The organism is Chitinophaga rhizophila, assembly GCF_019492185.1.
Taxonomy (GTDB): Bacteria; Bacteroidota; Bacteroidia; order Chitinophagales; family Chitinophagaceae; genus Chitinophaga; species Chitinophaga rhizophila.
On sequence record NZ_JAICCF010000001.1, the window covers coordinates 502,275 to 519,435 of the forward strand.

General features: G+C 43.9%; 12 protein-coding genes. All 12 read left to right on the top strand.

Features of this window, described 5'->3' with window-relative positions; genetic code table 11:
- The first annotated feature begins 5 nt into the window (after positions 1–5).
- The 12 genes from K1Y79_RS01805 to K1Y79_RS01860 all read left to right on the top strand — a co-directional run bounded on the left by K1Y79_RS01805 (position 6) and on the right by K1Y79_RS01860 (position 17,099).
- A complete protein-coding gene (locus K1Y79_RS01805; protein WP_220248289.1) occupies positions 6–1,220 on the top strand; it encodes a nucleotide disphospho-sugar-binding domain-containing protein in 1,215 nt (404 codons plus the stop codon).
- Positions 1,221–1,224: 4 nt separating this feature from the next.
- A complete protein-coding gene (locus K1Y79_RS01810) occupies positions 1,225–2,043 on the top strand; it encodes a Stf0 family sulfotransferase (RefSeq protein WP_220248290.1) in 819 nt (272 codons plus the stop codon).
- Between the two features lie 29 nt (positions 2,044–2,072).
- Positions 2,073–2,657 (top strand): adenylyl-sulfate kinase, encoded by a 585-nt coding sequence (gene cysC, locus K1Y79_RS01815; RefSeq protein ID WP_220248291.1) that lies wholly within the window; start codon positions 2,073–2,075, stop codon positions 2,655–2,657.
- 2 nt (positions 2,658–2,659) lie between these two features.
- Positions 2,660–4,006, top strand: a complete 1,347-nt coding sequence (hemW, locus tag K1Y79_RS01820) for a radical SAM family heme chaperone HemW (protein WP_220248292.1) — start codon at positions 2,660–2,662, stop codon at positions 4,004–4,006.
- A gap of 22 nt (positions 4,007–4,028) precedes the next feature.
- Positions 4,029–4,775: a class I SAM-dependent methyltransferase gene (locus K1Y79_RS01825; RefSeq protein WP_220248293.1), complete on the top strand. Its 747-nt coding sequence runs from the start codon at positions 4,029–4,031 to the stop codon at positions 4,773–4,775.
- 2 nt (positions 4,776–4,777) lie between these two features.
- Complete coding sequence (locus K1Y79_RS01830) at positions 4,778–6,430, top strand: DUF2141 domain-containing protein (protein ID WP_220248294.1); 1,653 nt, start codon at positions 4,778–4,780, stop codon at positions 6,428–6,430.
- Positions 6,431–7,189 carry a glycosyltransferase gene (locus K1Y79_RS01835; RefSeq protein ID WP_220248295.1) on the top strand — a complete coding sequence of 253 codons (759 nt, stop codon included), beginning with the start codon at positions 6,431–6,433 and terminating at the stop codon, positions 7,187–7,189.
- 12 nt (positions 7,190–7,201) lie between these two features.
- On the top strand, positions 7,202–11,194 hold the full coding sequence (locus K1Y79_RS01840) for a non-ribosomal peptide synthetase (RefSeq protein ID WP_220248296.1): 3,993 nt from the start codon (positions 7,202–7,204) through the stop codon (positions 11,192–11,194).
- Between the two features lie 141 nt (positions 11,195–11,335).
- Complete coding sequence (locus K1Y79_RS01845; RefSeq protein WP_220248297.1) at positions 11,336–13,792, top strand: TonB-dependent receptor domain-containing protein; 2,457 nt, start codon at positions 11,336–11,338, stop codon at positions 13,790–13,792.
- Between the two features lie 87 nt (positions 13,793–13,879).
- Positions 13,880–14,719, top strand: a complete 840-nt coding sequence (locus K1Y79_RS01850) for an alpha/beta fold hydrolase (RefSeq protein ID WP_220248298.1) — start codon at positions 13,880–13,882, stop codon at positions 14,717–14,719.
- Between the two features lie 25 nt (positions 14,720–14,744).
- Entirely contained in the window at positions 14,745–15,425 is a 681-nt protein-coding gene (locus K1Y79_RS01855; protein ID WP_220248299.1) for a hypothetical protein, read from the top strand.
- 231 nt (positions 15,426–15,656) lie between these two features.
- Positions 15,657–17,099: a S41 family peptidase gene (locus tag K1Y79_RS01860; RefSeq protein ID WP_220248300.1), complete on the top strand. Its 1,443-nt coding sequence runs from the start codon at positions 15,657–15,659 to the stop codon at positions 17,097–17,099.
- The last annotated feature ends 62 nt before the right edge of the window (positions 17,100–17,161 follow it).

Below are 17,161 nucleotides of genomic sequence, written 5' to 3' on the forward strand. Positions count from 1 at the left end.
CGTTTATGGCAAAAGGTTTTTTCTTCAGTCTTCCGTCAGATAGCGTTAATAAAAGTTTACTGCCATTGGTGGATGAGCTGTGCGATACACACCAGATCACCTACTTCAATACATCCGATTATAGAGATCGCATAGCCAGTAAAGCACTGTTCAGGGAATATACCACTTATGCTGAGGGTTACAGAACCGTTAACATTGCACCACACATCAGTTATTTTCAGTTCGCAGACATATTGCTGCGTACCGCTGCTTATGTTATTGAAGATATATGCAAGGAAATAGCGTTTGAGAAGCCGGATTTCATATTACACTCTCATCTGGCACCCTGGGGCAAACTGGCGGCCAGATACTTCAACATTCCTGCAGTGTCCCTGTTCTCAACCTTTGTGCTGGACGAGAAAATCATGTTACCCAGACTGAAACAATTGAGAGAAAGTAACAAAGATGGCAGTGTAGAAAATATACAGGATGCTGTTACCCTATACCGTAAGCTGATGAAATTGCAACAGCAACTTTCAATCGGGGAGCAACCAGACATATGGGATCTATATGTCAACCGGGAAGCGGTGAATATCTCGTTTATACATCCGTTACTACAGCCGCAAAGGGATTTACTAGCGCAAAATTTTCACTTTGTAGGATTTCACATGCCACCATTTCCCGAACTAGCAAGTCGGGATACTATCTATATTTCTATGGGAACAGTCATGAATAAAGATGTTACCCTTTTTAAAAAAATTATTCAGGTGCTGACGCAATTCAACCATACCGCTATTATATCTATTGGGAATGCGATACAAGCCGCAGACTTAGGCCCGCTTCCTCCACAGATACAGATATGCGCCTATGTTGATCAGCTGGCGATATTGCAGCAATGCGCCGTATTTATTACCCGGGGAGGTATGGCCAGTGTGCAGGAAGCCATCTGTACCCATACACCAATGCTGGTTATACCGGATATACCTGAACAGCAGATAACAGCAGAAAGGATATCCGAATTGCAGATCGGAATAAATGCCGGCAACAACCCGGAACCTGAAGATATCGAGTCAGCACTGCGTGAGATATTGACAAACAGGGAAAAGTATCTACTGGCACTCAGAGATATCAACGCTGGCATACAGGGAAATAATGCCTGTAAAACGGCCGCATCTTTAATCGATGATTACCTGAGTCAGCCGACAGAGCAGACAACCAACCTCTTTATACATCAAAACTGATATGATGCCAATACAAAGATTTATCATACTGGGAACAGCCCGCACAGGTTCTAACCTGCTTATCTCTTTACTGAGCGGACATCAGGAGATAAGGGTGCTTGGAGAATTGTTTAATCTGGACACTATCCCGCCAGATGCATTACCGCAAGCGTTAGATACTCCGGTAACCTATATGGAGCAGCAGCTATTCCGAAATCTGTCGGACAGCAAAAAGGCGGTAGGGTTCAAGATATTTTACGATCACTTTACGCCGGATTATTTCAAAAAGCCGGTAGATCCACAAGAGGCAGATGAGCAGTTAAGGAAACGCTTTCAGAATATCGAACAATATATCAGCACGCATTACACTGCGGAAGAGCTGGAGACTAGATTCTCGCAATTATGGGAACATCTGGTTGCTGACAAGCAGCTGAAAGTGATTCACCTAAAAAGAAATAATAAACTCGATACGCTGGTGTCATTAAAGACTGCATTTGTAACCAACCAATGGATGGCATACAAAGCCGGCCATACCATGACCACTAAACTGGAACTTGGCGAGGAGGAATGTGCACAGTATTTCAACCGGCTGGAAGCATATGAAAAGCAATATGCCCAAATGTTTGCGGCACATGACATATTGGAACTTTCTTACGAAGACCTGGCAACCGAACAGGACGCCGTGCTGCAACGCGTATGTCAATTTCTGGACATATCACCCGGAAAAGCTTCCACTATTCTTAAAAAGCAGGTAACTGCACCGATCCGGGATGTAGTACAAAACTACCGGGCCTTGGCGACCGCCTTCAGAGATACCAGATGGGCGCACTACTTTAATGCATAATATCATTCAAACCGTGTAATTCCACTGACATGCAAAATAATATATCCAAACCTGCCAAAGGAAAAATCGTTTGGCTCACCGGGCTTTCGGGAGCCGGCAAAACAACACTTGCCAGAGGGCTGGAAGAACAGCTCAAAGAATATGGAATTTCCTGCATGTTGCTGGATGGCGACCTTCTACGAAAAGGGATCAATAGCGACCTGGGATATACCCGGGAAGACAGAAAAGAAAACGTCAGACGCATTGCTGAAATTGCCCGCTTGTTCAGTAATGCTGGCCAGATAGCTATTGTAGCAGCTATCACCCCCTATCAGGATGACCGTGATATGGTGCGTGAGATGCTCCATGATTGCCCATTACTGGAAGTATTTGTAGCCTGTCCACTGGAAGAGTGCGAAAAGCGGGATGTGAAGGGGTTATACAAAAAGGCAAGGGAGAAAAAACTACCCAATTTCACAGGGATCACAGACATATTTGAATCTCCCGCCAACCCGGATCTCATCTTACAAACCGACAAGGAAGAATATGAACATTGTCTGCAACAGCTTTGTTTTGCGACGATCCCACAGGTTCATCAAAACATTTATACTCAACCTTCAGTAGTAAACAAATAATCATGGAAGAAACACTTCAAACCTCAACCCAGCCAGACCTCCGGAAAATACAGCTACAAATTGACGGAGCTGATGTACTCCCGACCCGGGAAGAATTTTACACCAATTACCCCTTTTATAAATATTGGGGCAGTCAGCATAATCAGCAACTGCTGACTCCTGCCGGCATCAGCATTTACATTCATATCCCTTTCTGTATTCAGATCTGTGATTATTGCTTCTATATGAAGGATCTGATCAAATCAAAAGATCAGGTAAATGAATATGTTGATTACCTCTGTAAAGAAATTCAGCTGGTGAGTGAGACTTTTGGACTGCAACGCCGTGAAGTTCACTCCATCTATATCGGCGGCGGTACCCCATCCGTTTTAACAGAAGCGCAGTTCAAAAGAATAGTAGATACCATTCATAAATATCACAAATTTGGTACACCAGAGTTTTCATTTGAGGCAGAACCAGGCACCTTCAGCAAAGCCAAGCTGCAGTCCTATAAAGACAGTGGAGTGAACAGGATCAGCATGGGCGTGCAATCATTCAATGATGAAGTGATTAAGCTAAGCAGCAGAAAACATAATGGCGCACAGGCCATCAACTCCATCAGAATGGTTACTGAAATGGGGGGCTTTCAACTGAATATTGATTTACTTAGCGGACTTGCAGGCGACAAAATGAATACCTGGGAGGAGTCAGTCCATACTGCATTGGCACAGGGCGTGGACATGCTGACTATATACAAGATGAAAACGTATGCCAATACGAACTTCTTCCTGAAAGGCGTGCACAACAATGAGATCACATTGCCGGATAATGAAGAAGAGATCGGCTTCATGCAGCGAGCCCTTGAGATAATTGACAGCGCAGGTTATCAACGCTGGAGTAACTTCGCCTTCACAAGAGAAGGGTGCATTAATGTATATGCAGAAAATACATGGAGAGGCCAGGACCTCATTGCGTACGGCGCATCATCTTTTGGAAAGATAGGTAATATCAACTACCAGAACATCAACAATACCGCACTCTACTTTGACAAGCTAAAGCAGGACCAGCTTCCTGTGTTCAGAACATACAATACGACATCAAAGGATGCGATCATCAGGGAACTACTGCTTTGTGCGGCAAGACTGTCTTCCTATCGTAAAGCAGAGTTTATGCAGAAGTTCGGCTTTGACTATTTCCAGCTCATTCCTGACACTATACACCAACTGGAACAGAAAGGATACATCACCGGCAACCGGGAAGAACTGGAACTGACCCGGCAGGGCGTTCTGTTCGGAGACTTTGTTGGAAAAGTGCTTGCATCCGCCGTCAAAGATGTGCTGGGAAAGGATAAGATTGGATTTACTTATTAATTTAACTATACAGAACTAAGATATGGTAGCAGAGAACTGGTTTATGCAGGAAGATCTGTGGGTATTACAAAAGCCTGTTATTTTCAATTCAGAACGCATACGCAATACTTTCCTGGAAGTAAACCGTATTCTTAAACTAACAGCCTTGACGCCCGGGGAGAAAGTGCTGGACCTTGGCTGTGGTATTGGCAGGCATTCACTTGAATTTGCCAGTCGCGGCTTTGAAGTTACAGGTGTAGACCTGACGGCTTCCTTCCTTACTACAGCAGCAGAAAATGCCCGCAGTCAAAAAGTCGATGTACGTTATGTACAGGGCGACATGCGTACCTATTGTGAGCCGGATACTTATGGGTTAATCATCAACATGTTTACCTCCTTCGGATATTTTACTGACAGCGAGGATGACGTACGGGTACTATCCAATTGCTTCCAGTCTTTACATAGCGGCGGCATCCTGATGCTGGAAATGTTGGGAAAGGAAGTAGTCGCTGCTAATATCAAATCAAAAGATGTTCTGTCATACGGCGATTACCAGGTCATCACGCATACAACCATCTCTAATAACTGGAGCTGGCTGGAATGCAAATGGACTATTATCCGGGATAAGCAGGTTTATGAAACCAGGTATGCACACCGGCTTTATGCAGCAACGGAAATGGCAAGATTACTGGAAGAGGCTGGTTTTAGTGAGGTCAGCTTCTTTGGTGACCTGACCGGCGCTCCGTACGATAATATGGCCAGATCTATGCTAATCGTCGCTAAAAAATAAGAATGATGCAACAACAGGTATACGAGCAGGAAGCGATCTGCCGCTCCGATAAGAATATTGCACATCATTATCTGCAGCACGTGCATGGCCACCCTGCATTGGACGATATTACGCTTACAATGAGCATACTCGTGAAAAGTGATGCTGAAGCGGCCGTGAATGAACATGCAGAAAAACTCGCCTCCCTGATCAGGTGTCTTACAGGCATATATCAGGTGGAAAAAAATCAGGATCGCCTGCGCCAAGCAAAAATTGCAGCTGTCCATCTGATAGAATGTTGTAATAGTAATTTGCCATACCTCTACAAGGGCCGTAATATTATCCCGGCGTTACTTGAAATGTACCGTCTCACGGAGGAAGATTACTATTTGCTGAAAGCGCAGGTAGTGGCTGACAGACTGTACGAAAGTAGCAATGCGCCTACCGCCCATATAGATGTACAAGCAAATATGCTGTCTCTACTACAGGAACTATACACTACGTGGCCCGATAAGAAGCTGATGGGCCGCATCAATGTTATAGCTGGTAAACTGATCAGCAATGCTGCAATCTGTGATGAAGGTATATACTGGAGACCAGCAGCAGTGCAGTCCCCTATTGAAACATTACATCTGCAATATCTGCTTTACGCCACCTGGCAACAGCTTGGTGATTTCACAGGAAACGATACATTCTATGAACTCAGCAGAAGGTCCCGGAAATATATTAGCTCTCTGGAGGAGAATATAAGTAATGGACAACCAGTAACGGTAGAAGTACCTAAATTACCTATCAATGCTTCGCTACTGGCGCTTGCTACAGGTAGCGGCATAGATAGTCCGTCATCAGATACGCAGCTGTCTCCGGTACTAGCGCAGTACCGGGATCAGCTTCTCCAGGGTCTCTGTACCTCATTACCCAGAGATATTGTCAACGATATTGTAATTACCGCAAACCTGCTAAGTGGGTGCAAAGGGCAGATCTCGCGAGCTGAACATATTGATGGCTGTAATCTGCAGATGACTGTCCGGGAACTGAACCGGCGATTGCTGCACAATACGTTTGAAAATACCATTGGTATGCTGCAATTTAGCCTGGGCCGTTCCGGAAAAATCTGTCGGGAGCTGACATATAACGATCTTCAGACACAGGATGCGCTGCATTGCCTGCTGTCCGAATATTCTTCCTACTTGGGAGTATCCAGAAGATCTGATATCATGCAACATCATGCTTATGAACTGGAACTACACAACAGGAGCATGATCATTGCCCGGGAGGCATATCCATACCATGCAATAGAAAAGGTAGTTCAACCGCAGGATATTTTGAGCCTCACGTTAAGGCTACATCCGAATATGATGCGAATGGAACTTCCGGCAGACATTAGTAATAAAGTCCGGAGTGTGATATTCAGAGATGCTCAAATGCCACCAGGCGATTATGCAGTTGCTATCTTCCATGATATATCCCGGCATCTGGTCAAGTCAATGATCCTACAGTCAAATCAAAAAATGGTATTGGAAGCATTTGGTCAATTAGCAGATGGTCATCCAAGGGTGACCGATCTTTTGGAATATTTAGCAACCAACAATGACGAGCTTACCAAAATAGAAGTATCCGAAATCATATCAAATTTCTATGATGCTGGTTTATTGATCACATCTAACCAACGATAAATGAAGAAGCTATCATTCTGCATCACGTGTAAAAACAGATTTCACCAGATAGAACAAACGTTACCGGTTAACCTGAAGATGAATCGTGCCCATCATGCAGCAATTGAATTTGTTCTGGTGGATTTCGGTAGCAAAGATGGTTTACAGGAGCATGTGCTTCGTCATTTCCGGGAGGAGTTGGAGCTGGGATATCTGCGCTACTATTATACTTCAGCTATGGATTCCTGGCACGCATCCATTGCCAAGAACACAGCGCATGCACTCAGTGTAGGCGAGGTATTGGTAAATCTGGATTGTGACAATTTTACCGGTGAGAATGGAGGGCAGTTTATCCTGGATCTATATGACACCTATGGGCCTGACGTTTTACTTCATCAATTCAGCGGACACTTTGCCGACGGTAGTTTTGGAAGAATAGGCATGGCCAGGGAACACTTCATGGCGATCGGTGGGTATAACGAATCATTCCTACCCATGGGCTACCAGGATATAGATCTGATCAAACGCCTGATGCGCTACGGATTGCGGTATGAACTGGTGAACGATCCCGCATACAATACCGCACTTGTTAATACTAAGGAGGATAGTATGCGAAACACGCAATCAAGATTGTCATACAAGGAAATGAACAGATACAACTTCAATCTTTCCCGTGAGAATCTTCTTAAAGGAGAGATCAATACAACATCTTTTGCAGCGCCGGGGATGAATACCGGGCTCTATCAGTATGTAAACGGCTCGATGGCAGCCATTTCCTAAAATAACTATTGTATGTCTTTAGAACCGAAATGGATACCAGCATCGCCACAACAGGAGGGTATATGGTTTCATGCGATACAGCACCGTCCATCCTTCTGGAATATCGTCCGGGCAAGATTTTACCAGGGGAATTTTGACCTCCAGGCCTTTACATCTGCACTGAACATGGTTATCAGTCAGCATGCCACTTTAAGGACACAGTTCAGTATCCATCAGGAAAAATTGTTTCAGGTTATAGCTACAACGATACCGGTATCTGAAGTATTACATTATAACATAGTATCAGGCGACTTGGCTTCCAGTCAACAGCTGGTTACTGATGAAGTACGGCGGCTGTCTGCGCTTGAATTAGATTTAGAGAAGGCACCCCTTTTCCGTTTTAGGGTATTACACTTCTCAGATGGTGTAGTTTTAATACCAGTGATTCATCATCTGATAACGGATGCTACCTCTAACCAGATATTCTGGAAAGATCTTATATCGCACTATAATAATTACCTCACTGGGGAATCGACCATACATGCTGTACCTGAAAGACAATATTATCATTTCGCTGCCGATCAGGATAACTTCTTAACCACACAGGAGTACATTCACAGAAAGCAATACTGGCTGGAAAAACTAGCAGGTGAACTTCCGATGTTGAACTTCCGTTTGTATCACAATCCGTCGGAAGCAGCAATACATTTTGAGGAACTTGATCTTACGGAATCACTGGTGCATGAAATAAAATCGTTTGCGCTCAGAAATCGAGTGGTATATTCCTCGGTCTTCCTGACAGCTTATATTGTATTGTTGCATAAATATGCGAATCAGTCGGATATTCTCATTGGTAACATCATTAATGGGCGTCAGAACAGAATTAATTACGGCGCAATGGGTTTGTTTGCAGACAGACAAGTGCTGTTGTCTGCTATCAGCGAAACGGAAACGCTGGGAAGCTTGTTACAGAAAACCAATACGCAGCTGATGGAGGCATTTGAGAAAGCTGTGCCTTTCGATGACTTACGCCGCGACATGAATCTTATCAGTAAAACAGGCTTATCGACACTCTTTACTGCCACGTTCAATATGATGAAGGTAATAGAAAGACAGCTGGATTTTTCTGGCTTAAGGCGGGATACAACGAGGAAGGTGGGCCATGAGTTACCGGCAGACAGACAGGAAGACTTTTCATTGTATATACTGGACAGAATAAATTCAGTGCGTATACGATTGGAATGGAAAGCGGACAGCATCCTCCAACAAGTTGGCAGCTTTATGCTGGAAAACTATAAGGCTATCCTGCTACAACTCATCCAATCAAAAGACACGTTATTGAATGAATTGCCACTGCTTACGTCAAGAGAACATAAGTTATTACAACAATTTAATGATACGACCGGTCATTATCCTACAGGGGCAACGATGGTTAGTCTCTTCGATGAACAGGTGGCAAGAACGCCCGAGAATATTGCATTATCATTCCAGGGCATATCAATAACATATAAAGTATTGCAGGAAAAGTCCAGGCAGCTTTGTGCTTATTTGCGGCAGAAAGGGCTTCATTCAGGGCACATGGCAGGTATCTGTGTAACTACCGGGATAAATATGGTCATTGCTATGCTTGGAGTGATGAGAACCGGGGCGGCATATGTCCCTATAGATCCGGAGTATCCTGCTGATCGTATACGTTTTGTAGTAGAAGACGCCGCACTTAACGTCGTACTGACAGAGAACGCTACCCAACAAAAAGTAAATGAGCTGCTGGCACTCCCCGGAAGCAGCCTGTCTGTAAATCTTGACGAAGCGGCAGCTGAGATATCAGCAACAGCTCCCTTCGTCATGGCAAGTCTTGCCACCCCTGAAGATATTGCTTATGTGATTTATACTTCCGGATCGACCGGCAAACCCAAAGGAGTAATTGTAAAACATCACACGGTAGTAAATACATTAGCATGGGCAAAAGATTACTATCGGCTTAGCCCTGCAGATACGGCCATTCAGTTCTTTTCATTTGCCTTCGATAGCTCAGTTACAGAGATCTATTCACATCTTATTGCAGGTGCACGCCTGTTATTGTTTTCCAAAATTGACCGAAAGGATGTGCTATTGCTTGCAAGAATAATGGAGGAGGAGAAAGTGACCCGGCTGCTGACCATTCCTTCCATCTATGGTATATTGCTGGATGAAATGGAGAAGAGAAAACTCTGCATACGAATGGTTACGATCAGTGGAGAAAGTGTGAATACTGCTCTTGTAGACAAACACTACCGGATTATGCCGGAGGTGCCGATCATTAACGAATATGGGCCTACAGAATGTTCTGTTTGTGCAACCAGTCAGCAATTGGCTTCCGGCCAAATAGTTACTATTGGCACACCTATCACCAATATGCAGGTACATATCCGCCATGCGCAAGGATATATACAACCCATTGGTGTAGCGGGGGAATTATGTATCAGCGGGCCTGGTGTAACAGCGGGTTATCTGGGAAGAGATGAATTAACTAACAGCAAATTTATCCAATTTCATAATGGGGAGGGCCGAAAATACTATAAAACAGGAGACCTGGCCCGCTGGCTACCGGATGGCCGGATTGAGTTTCTGGGGCGTATCGATGAGCAGGTGAAAGTCCGGGGGTTTCGTATAGAATTAGGCGAAATTGAAAAAGTGATCGTTGGAAGTGGGTATGTGGAACAGGCAGTTGTGCTTCCCCAGCAGGATAGTGCAGGCACTACACGACTAACCGGGTACGTTGTTCCTACTAACGCTTTCAGCAAGGTGGCCCTTATGACCTTCCTGCGCGAAACATTGCCCGATTATATGATACCTGGCATGCTGGTCACGCTGGATGCTATACCACTATCGCCAAACGGTAAAGTTGATAAAAAGGCATTGCCTGCAATGCACTCTTCACAACTGCTGACTGATGAAAGGATTGTCCATCCGCAATCGGCTATACAGGAAGAACTGGTCAGGATATGGCAGGAGTTGTTAGGCGTACGTGCTATCAGTGTTACAGACGATTTTTTTGAACTTGGAGGACATTCCATCCTTGCAATCAGATTGCATGCCCGGATCTCTAATGAACTAAACGGAGATATTTCAGTGGCAGACATTCTTAATAATCCGACGGTACTCATGCAGGAAAAAGTCCTGTCAAAGAATAATAAAAATAATAATACATCAATAAAAGCTATTCCGGCAAATCTGGTATTATTGTCCCCGGCGATTGGTGATGCCAGCGAAAATCTTTTCCTGGCACCTGGTTACATGGGCATTTGCAGCAGCTATGTTCCATTTGCGCAAGCATTTAGCAAGAGCCATAATGTGTATAGCTTTAATATGACCGGACTACTACCAGGGGAGTCACCGCTGTTATCAATAGCTGCGATTGCCTCCGGGCAGATATCTGCTATTAAAGCCCTGCAACAAAAGGGTCCGTATTGGCTGGCCGGCCACTCTTTTGGAGGAAGGGTAGCGTATGAGATGGCACGACAGCTGGAAGCTACGGGAGATAAAGTCGGATATCTTTATTTGTTGGACGCTGTAGCTTCTCCCCTATCTTACCAAATAGACATTAATGATCTTGCAGATGATATCTGCCGTAGCCAGGGTACCACCTGGTCATCCATACATGTGCAGTGCCCAAGCTTTCCTGAAAGTCTTTCTGAATACTCATACGATGATATTCCAGTATTGTTACGGCAGTTACAACATATTGCAGGTTCTGTCTTGCATGAGCAGGCCGCTGCAATTGCCAGTGCATTGTCACTTGCACTGGTAAATATTTCGATGCCGTCTGGTGTAACCGGTCAGATAACAGCGCCGGCTGTACTCGCTAAAGCTCAGGACGGCATTCAGCGGAGCAATAAGGCTTTCGACTTTGGCTGGCTGCCATATATCCCTCAGCTGGAGATAATACATTCTCCTGGAGACCATACATCCATAGTGGCTGATAGCAAAGAGGCAGCTAAATTATTTGAACAGTTCAGGAAAATTCACGGTTTTTCATATATTTAACCCAGATTAGGATATAGCAATCGATTGTAGTTCCACGTAGAAAACCATTGAAGTGTTAAGTATTGCTGTATCAGTGCCCTCAGAAGCTGGTTAAGACCACAATTGACCTAACAACAAACCACGTAAACCCAAATAGATAAAATGAACATCCCATCATGCCCGATTAAATGCTGTCATCAATTATCTATTCTATTATCGCTATTTCTTTGTCTATATAACCGTCCTGCAGTTAGCCAGACCGTTAAGTATGAAGTTAGCGGACGGGTTACCACTACTACCGGCAAGGGAGTATTTTTAGCCAGTATTGGTCTGTTTCGTACAAGCGACTCTACCCTTGTGAAGGGTGAAGTATCTGATTCTTCAGGTTATTTCATGTTCAAAAATATTCTGCCGGGCAGATATTATATTTCGGCTGCATCTATGGGACATAGCACCGTTGTTTCAATGCCATTTGATGTACGGAGCAATACAACAGCACCTTCACTCATCATGGAGGAGCAGGTAAAATCGCTCAAGGGAGTAGATGTGGTGAGCAAAAAGCCATTCATTCAGCAGACCCCGGACAAAACCATCCTGAATGTCGAAAATAGTATTGTATCAAAAGGTGCCAGTGCCACCGATGTACTGGACATGGCACCAGGCGTAAATATTGATGTACAGGAGAAAAGGATCAGCATGGGAGGACGTGAAGGTGTGCTTATCATGATCGATAATAAACCTACTTATCTGTCTCCTCAGGAAGCACTTGGCCTCTTAAGCAGCATGCCCTCTAATAGCATTCAAAGCATAGAGCTGATCACTAATCCTTCGTCAAGATATGATGCAGCAGGTAACGCGGGCATCATCAATATACGGCTGAAAAAGAACACCCAGCTACACGGGCTGAATGGTAGTGTTACGGCCGGCGTTGGATATGGAGTATTGCCAAAACTGAACGGAGGTGCATCGCTGAATTTCAGAAGTAATAAAATCAACCTGTTTAGCAACTATAATATTGACTATAGAGAGAATTTTGTACAAATGGATGTAGAGAGACTGTTCTACACTGCTAATGGCAATACTACTTTACATACGCTCGGGTACTGGCCAAGCCAGGATCTTACCCATACTGTAAAAGCAGGTGCTGACTACAGCTTGTCTGACAAACAAGTCCTAGGTATAATGGTAAATGGCAGCTTCAGTAATAATGATAACCAATTGAGAAATGACAATTATCAGTACCTTGGCAACCAGGTGCTGGATAATACTTCGTTTGTCAATCTTTCTACCAGGCGCTCCAATAGATTCGCAGCTAATGCAAATTATAAATATACGATCAGCAAAGCGGGAGATCCTGGTGGTTTGCGTGAATTATCTATTGATGCGGACTACTCCCGCAATAGCATTAAGCCTTCGGATGATATGACAACGGACTTCACCGACAGCAAATTATTGCAGACCAATAACTATCCCTCTATTGTCAATATTAAATCAGTGAAAGCTGACTACCTGCACTCCTTTACGAAGAACACTATAGCCGAAGTTGGCTGGAAAAGCAGCTTTGTAAACTCTGATAACGATGTAGTTTTTCGTGAACTGGAGCAGGGTACCTGGAAGATTGACTCGGGACGTACCAATCATTTCCTGTACGAAGAAAATATTCATGCCGGCTATGCTAGTCTCAATCATACAATTGGCCGCTGGTCATTAAAAGCAGGCGTGCGCGTGGAGCATACACAATCTACAGGACAATCCCTTACGGATAAGAATAGATTTGAGCGGAAGTATACTGACTTATTTCCCTCTGCCAGTGTATCCTGGCAAATAAACAAAAGTAACACCATCGGTTTGTCTTACAACCGCCGGATCGATAGACCAAACTACCAGGATCTAAACCCGTTTGTGTATGTACTGGACCCCTTCTCAGACTTTGCGGGCAACTCATTCCTGCTGCCGCAGTACACAAATTCCATACAAGCAAGCTATACGCATAGAAATCGTGTAAATGTAAGTCTGGGATATAACAGGACTTCAGATGTGATCGTAACAATACGTACACAGGATCCTGTGACTAATAAACTTACCGTACAAACGGACAATTTCGGAACGCTCAATAATATAAATCTCAGCATAGGATTTCCTGTGACCATTACTAAATGGTGGAATATGCGACAATCTGCTGATATATTCTATAATCAGTATAATTACCAGGAAGGTGTTCCATTTAAGTTTGAAAAGCTCACCGCTTCCCTTAAAATGAATAACAGCTTTTCTCTACCCTGGAATCTGTCTGGTGAATTAACCGCATCTTATGTGTCACCGCGTATTGCCGGCGTTACCTATTTTGACGAAGTATGGCAGGTAAATGCTGGTCTGCAACGTTCTTTCTGGAAGAAGTCAGCTTCGCTGAACCTGGCCTTTAACGATATCTTTCACAGCATCCGATTCAGAAGAAGCGTTGACTATTTAAATACGCATATGCGAGTAAATAATTACCAGGATACTCGTAACGTAAGATTGACATTCATATATAACTTTGGTAATAAATCGCTGAAATCCGCACGGCAACGCAAAGCAGGTTTGGAAGATGAGCAAAAACGTGTAGGAAACAGTATCTGACCACAAATAAGCGGGCAGCTATTGTAACACATAGACAGTTGTCAATATACCGTTAAAGATCAATTTATAAAGCAAAAATAGGCTTACATGAAAAAACAATTGCTGCTGTTAGTGCTACTTTTATCAATGGGGCAGACAAAAGCTCAGGAAATAGTTTACGGAAATAATCAGGCTGCTGGTAAGTATCTTGTACATGACGGCGCTAAGCTGTATTACGAGACGTATGGTGAAGGACAACCACTATTGTTACTTCATGGTGACCTGTATGGTTATATAACAGAATTTTCCGCTTACATTCCCCTACTTAGCAAGCAGTACAAGGTAATTGCCGTCGGCACCCGCGGACATGGTAGGTCGGAACTTGGAGACCGTCCGCTCACCTATCAATTACTGGCAGAAGATGCACTGGCAATTCTACGTAAAGAAACCACTGACAGTGCGATCATCATGGGCTTTAGCGGAGGTGCGGTTTTAAGTTATTACATCGCTGCCCATTATCCTACCGCCGCTAAAAAAGTGGTGGCATTAGCAGGAGCACTGAATGCGAAAGCCTACAAACCGTCGTCACTAAAGGAACTAAGGGAAATGAATGACAAAATTGCCACGGAACAGTTACCTAAAGTTGTCGCTGCAAGAAAAGCAATTATGCCCCAACCGGAAAGATATGGAGAACTAATAGAACAACTAAAGAAGCTCTGGTTTCAGGATGTATACGTCACAGAGGCGCAAGCTAAAAATATTAAATGTCCGGTACTGACGGTGGGCGGAGACAGAGACGAATACTTTACTCCGGCAGCCTTTGTCGCAACATATAACGCCATTCCAGGCTCAAGTCTTGCCATCGTCCCCGGCGCAGGACATGTCAAAGTGATACGTGCTCCAGACTATCTGACGACAGTCATTCTTCCATTTATGAACCAGAAATAAAATCATTCACCAATAATTAAGTAATATGAAAGCTGTAAGCAAAAAGCTTCTGTCCTTACTGCTGCCTTGTATATTCGCACTGTTACAGGTAAATGCCCAGCAAAAGACAACTGGTAAGATTAGCCTCAAAAAGATGCTGCAGGAAAATAAAGTTACCACTGTCAACAGAACTGCGAGTCCGTTACCGGAAGACGCAGGCTATCAAGGGATACATCTGGATGAAAAGCCAGGCTCAGGATTCGTATGGCTCAACGATAGCCAGTTTGGCAATGGCACCATCAAAATGCGGCTAAAAGGTAAAGATGTACTTCAACGTAGCTTTATCGGTATTGCGTTCCATGCGGCAAACGATAGTACATTTGACGCTATTTATTTTCGGCCATTTAACTTCCGGTCCACGGATAGCATCCGCAGAAGTCATTCAGTTCAATATGTATCCTATCCGGGATATGAGTGGGATGTGTTAAGAAAAGACTTCCCCGGGAAATATGAGCATGACGTTCAACCTGTACCAGACCCCAACGGCTGGTTTCTGATGAGTGTGGAGATAGACTATCCGCATATTAAAGTCTATGTAGATAAAGCTGCAACGCCGTCATTGGTCATAAAACAATTAAGTAAACAGCGCAACGGTAAAATTGGTCTGATGACAGGAAATAACTCAGGCGGAGACTTTGCTGATCTTGAGATAAATGCACGGAAATAGCTTTTGTACTAAGGGAATGCAGGAGTAACCTAGTTGATTAATGATATTTCTTATAGAAAAAGCCCGGCTCTATTGAAGCCGGGCTTTTTTGAGCTCGCAGGCATCGGAAACTCCAACCAGATCATGCAGGAAGTCAATTACTTAAAAAGGCAAGGCTTACTCCATGTCTTTATTTGCACCTTATAGGTTTGTATCAATCAATGTTGTGGCAGAAACTTCTAATTTTGTCAGATGAACCCTATTCATAAACCTCTTTTATCGCTGCTCATCAAGAGATGTTGCTTAATTGTATGCTTCGGCATAAGTACTATGTTCTGCCAGGGGCAAGCAACTGTTTCCCATAAAGTTCGGTTGGAAGATGATCTAAACACCTTAAGAGATACCTTGACTCTCCGGTATCCATCGCTATACCGTTATCATACCCGGCATCAGATCGACCGGCTGTTTGCATCCATCAAAAGTAGTATCAGCGACTCCACTACGGATTTGCAATTTTTTAGAGCCCTGAAATATATTGTTAGTGAACTAAAAGACGGCCACTTATATGCTGGTCCGTCTGCTTCCATTGTTCGCCATATAAAATCGGAGGCTACCTTTTTCCCCCTCAGACTTTACTTTGCAGGGGACAAGGCGTACATAGTAAATGCTCTTTCTGACAAGTATCCTGTCGGGTCTGAAGTAATTTCCATTAATGGCAAATCTTTGTCAAACATAAAGAAAACACTTTTCCAATATATTCCCGGTGATGGGAACATAACGACGAAGAAGATAGAAATCCTGAACAATGTATTCCATATTTATTACTTTTTGGCGTTTGGAGAATATTCAAAGTTCCAGGTGAAGCTCAAAGCGCCTGATGGTACTACCACTATCGAGGTCTCGGCTGTCCCGGAAGCACAGGTCCCTGCTGCGCTCGAACATGACGATTCCGGCAAGGCTCTACAATTGACCGTTAATGATGGAGTTGCAATACTGCGCATCAAAAGTTTCGATCGATTAATATTGTCTGCTGATGGCTTAGACTTTGAGGCTTTTATCAAATCAGCTTTCGAGCAGATTGATCATCTTCAGATCGGTAAGCTGATCATTGACCTTCGTGACAATGGTGGCGGGACAGATTTGTATGGGGCATTGTTATACCGCTACCTTGCAACCCGGCCTTTTCAATATTATAAGAAACTATCGACAGTAACGGACCAATTGCCTTATCAGAAGCTGTTGAAAGAGGCTTCTTCCTTCAATAACCTCCGTCCATCATTATTAACCAGGGTAACTGATGGCTTTATACTTCAACCAGCAGCACATTCCAATTTGGTAATGCAGCAGCCAACGCGCTATCCATATACAGCTACGGTCGTATTTCTGATTAATGGTTTGACATTTTCTACGGCGGCTGAATTTTGCGCCATGGCGGCCTCTGAAAAGCGTGGACTGTTTGTTGGTCAGGAAACTGGTGGCGCTTACATTGGCAATACCTCCGGCGTACTTTCCGATCTGACTCTCCCCAACACGGGTATTAAAATCTCTTTCGGCCTTATCGAATACCAAATGGCGGTCAGGGAAAAACTGAGGGGAAGGGGCGTTATTCCAAATTATCCGGTCATCCCAAGCTGGAAAGATGTGACCATGAATATAGATGTGCAGATGAAGGTTGCTAGGGATTTGCTCCGATAAATACCGCCCGCATAGCATCTTTGCCTTTTAGTCTGTCAATGTTCATATGAATATATACTGCT